4 protein-coding genes and 4 tRNA genes are annotated in these 3,305 nt (G+C 64.6%); all 8 read right to left on the bottom strand.

The features are described 5' to 3' along the window. A partial coding sequence (locus F595_RS14325; protein ID WP_017397055.1) for a GTP-binding protein occupies nt 1–94 on the bottom strand: 94 nt, incomplete at its 3' end. 79 nt (nt 95–173) lie between these two features. Continuing rightward, a tRNA-Thr gene (locus tag F595_RS0100035) sits at nt 174–249 on the bottom strand. 26 nt (nt 250–275) lie between these two features. Next, nucleotides 276–349, bottom strand: a tRNA-Gly gene (locus F595_RS0100030). A gap of 24 nt (nt 350–373) precedes the next feature. Next, a tRNA-Tyr gene (locus F595_RS0100025) sits at nt 374–457 on the bottom strand. A 95-nt stretch (nt 458–552) separates the two neighbouring features. Beyond that, nucleotides 553–628 (bottom strand) — tRNA-Thr (locus F595_RS0100020). Between the two features lie 93 nt (nt 629–721). Continuing rightward, nucleotides 722–1,435 carry a hypothetical protein gene (locus tag F595_RS14030; protein WP_022954819.1) on the bottom strand — a complete coding sequence of 238 codons (714 nt, stop codon included), beginning with the start codon at nt 1,433–1,435 and terminating at the stop codon, nt 722–724. Nucleotides 1,436–1,438: 3 nt separating this feature from the next. Beyond that, nucleotides 1,439–2,188, bottom strand: coding sequence for a type III pantothenate kinase (locus F595_RS14025; RefSeq protein WP_084682757.1), 750 nt, complete (start codon nt 2,186–2,188; stop codon nt 1,439–1,441). After that, entirely contained in the window at nt 2,185–3,141 is a 957-nt protein-coding gene (locus F595_RS0100005) for a biotin--[acetyl-CoA-carboxylase] ligase (protein ID WP_022652403.1), read from the bottom strand. The genes F595_RS14025 and F595_RS0100005 overlap by 4 nt, the downstream gene beginning before the upstream one ends. Nucleotides 3,142–3,305: the final 164 nt, after the last annotated feature.

Below are 3,305 nucleotides of genomic sequence, written 5' to 3'. Positions count from 1 at the left end.
TTGCTGCGGTCAGGGTGGTCTTGCCGTGGTCAACGTGACCGATGGTGCCGACGTTCACGTGCGGCTTGTTGCGTTCAAACTTTGCCTTTGCCATGACTCACTCCTACACGCGCTATCAGCGCCCATTTGCCAATAAATGAAGGCAACCGCCGCATGACGATTGCCTTGAAATATGGAGCTCATAACCGGACTCGAACCGGTGACCTCTTCCTTACCAAGGAAGTGCTCTACCTACTGAGCTATATGAGCCTGTCGTTTCACTCCGGCCTCTCGGCTGGAGCGGGTAGCGGGAATCGAACCCGCACCATCAGCTTGGAAGGCTGAGGTTCTACCACTAAACTATACCCGCGTCTTTTGCCGCGAACGGCGTAAATGGTGGTGGGAGAAGGATTCGAACCTTCGAAGCTTTCGCGTCAGATTTACAGTCTGATCCCTTTGACCGCTCGGGAATCCCACCCACGCGAGGGTGCGCATTCTTGCCTTGCGCACGCTCCTTGTCAACACTTCCTGCCTGCTTGTTATTCACAAATATTCAGGAAGACGCGGCACTGCTGGTGCCGGCAGTGGGACTCGAACTCACGACCTACTGATTACAAGTCAGTTGCTCTACCAACTGAGCTATACCGGCGCTTGTCAACAAGGCGACGAAGTTTAGAGAAAAACATCGGCAGGAACAACAGCGGACTGGGCTTTATTTGATCGATCCGACACGACTGCGGAATTATGCGCACGACTCCGGGCGAACCGAGGTCGAGACCAGCTTGCCCAGGGTCGGACGCCGACTCTCGAGACGCTCGGAAAGTGCCTCCACGGACAGCCCGCGCACAACCAGATAGTAGCCCTTGCCCTGCACCGGCAGGATGCGCCAGCGCACACCCGAGGGCACTTCGCCCGGCAGCAGCAGACCGACAACCCGCGTCGCCCAGTTCGCATCCGGGAACAGGCCCAGCCGCGAGCAGGTACCGGGCACCACGCGCAATGCCGGCGCGACTGCCTTCGCGGCCGGCGCTGCCTCTTGCGCGACCACGGCTGCGCCCACCTCGGCGCGAGCCGCCTGCAAGGCACGCAGCTTGTCGATCTTGGCCTGCGCCGCTGCCGCAAGGGCATCCTGCTGCTTCGGGGCTGAAGCTGAAGCCGTAGTCGGCGTCGTGTCAGCCGGCGTCGCCGACGCTGCAGGAGGCGTCATCGGACCGCGCACGACGGGCACGTCCGCGTCAGCAGATTGCGCCACCGGCTGCGCCACGGGCTCGGGGCTCACCTCGTCCGCTGCCTCGGGCCGTGCGTCGGTCAGCGCCTGATCCTGGCCCGGCCAGAGATCCAGTGACGCCTCGGCAGCGACCCGCGACTCCGGCACGGCAACCGTCCCGGACGCCATCCAGATCAGACCCGCAAGCCAGAGCACGCCCAGCCACACCACCACAAGCAGCGCCTTCATGTCTCAATCCTTGGCCCGCAGGCCGACCTCGTCAGATTCCTCTGCCGCCAGATAACGCTGCAGCCCCCGCAGCAGCAAGTGGGGTCGATGTTGCGCCTCCGGCAACCACGTCTGCAAGATGCCGGCATCACCGCCAGTCAGCACCAGCTCGACGTCAACGCCCTGCTCCGCACCCAGACGCTGCTGGGCGGCCGCGATCAGCGACACCATGGCCAGCAGGCTGCCATGCCCCACGGCAGCCGCCGTATCCATGCCCCAGTCAGGGCCGGACCAGTCGCTCTCCGGGAACTGCACCTGCGCGGTATGGTCGGCCAGCGCCTTGCGCTGCAAGGCCAGACCGGGAAGGATGTAGCCCCCCAGATGCTCGCCCGCCACACTGACGGCGTCCACCGTGAGCGCCGTGCCGGCGTCGACCACCACGGTCGCGACACCGGTCTCACGGCATGCCAGTGCCGCGAGCCAGCGATCCACGCCGAGGCGCTCGGGCTGACGGTAGCGCGTGGGCATGCGCCGGCAATCCACACGCGCCCAATGCACGGCTGCCGCCGGACAATGCTGGCCCAGCGCTCGCTGCAAGGCCTCGCGCTGCGCAGGCTGGGCCACGCTGCTGATAGCGACCTGCGCCACCGCCGTCGGCGACTGCTGCGACAGCATCTGCGGGTCCGGCACCGTGAGCTCCCGCACAACCACGTTGTCCGCATCCAGCCACCAGAACTTGCACCGGCTGTTGCCCTGATCGATGAACAACCTCATGACTGCGGCCTCACGCTGACCTCACCGGCATGGCAGGCATGCAGATGCCCATTGGCAAGTCGAACCTGCAACGCGCCCTGCGCATCAATGCCTGCTGCCGCCCCTTCATGCCAGACGCCGTCCAGCTCGAAACGCACAGCCTGCCCGGCCAGGGCATCGAGACGGCCCCAGCGCGCATGCCAGGCTGACAGGCCGGCAACCGGAAACGTCTGCAGCAGCGCACGCACGCGCTCATCGAGCAGCAGCAGAAGCTGATGGCGATCCCACGATTGCTTGCAGTCCGACAGCGCCGCCACCTCGCGCTCAAGACTGGCGGCCTCCTCGGGCAGCACATGCTCGTTGATCCCGAGACCTATCACGAGACGGGTGGGCCCCTCGGCCATGGCATCCATTTCCACCAGGATGCCGCCCAGCTTGCGACCATCCAGCCAGAGATCATTGGGCCATTTCAGCTGGACCGGCCAGCCCTGGGCACGCAGCACCTCCGCCACTTCAACACCCACGGCCAGGGCGGCGCCGAGCCAGACAAACGGCGCCGAGGCGCTGCAGCAGCCCCATGACACCGTGATCTGGCGTCCGGGCAGACTGAGCCATTGGCGCCCGCGCCGACCTCTGCCTGCACGCTGAAAATCCGTCACGGCTGTCAGCATGGCCCCTGGAGAGCCCCCCTGCAGCTGCGTGCGCATCCAGAGATTGGTCGAATCGATGGCGGGCAGGACATGAATCTCGTGACTGTGAGCGCCACGGGCCTGCAGCGCTTGCGCAGACCACCAGTCATAGGGATGCAGCAGTCGATAGCCATGCCGCGAGCGTGCCTCGACAAGCACGCCGGCCTCGCGCAAGGCGGCGACCCGCTTGGCAATGGCTGCCCGCGTACAGCCCGCCTCCTCGGCCAGCTCCTGGCCGGAAACGAAATGCTGTGATGACAACCGCGAAAGCAGAGTGAAATCCATGGGGCAGTCCGGGCAACAGGCCGGTGCACGCTAGCACAGGCCTTGAAAAGCAAAAACCCCCAACCGTTTTACGGTTGAGGGTTCGTGCATTAGGTGCCTGGCAATGACCTACTTTCACATGGCGAATGCCACACTATCATCGGCGCTGAGTGGTTTCACTTCTG

The organism is Perlucidibaca piscinae DSM 21586, assembly GCF_000420045.1.
GTDB lineage: Bacteria > Pseudomonadota > Gammaproteobacteria > Pseudomonadales > Moraxellaceae > Perlucidibaca > Perlucidibaca piscinae.
The sequence above is the reverse complement of the archived record's forward strand: the minus strand, read 5'-3'. Positions and strand labels throughout refer to the sequence as shown.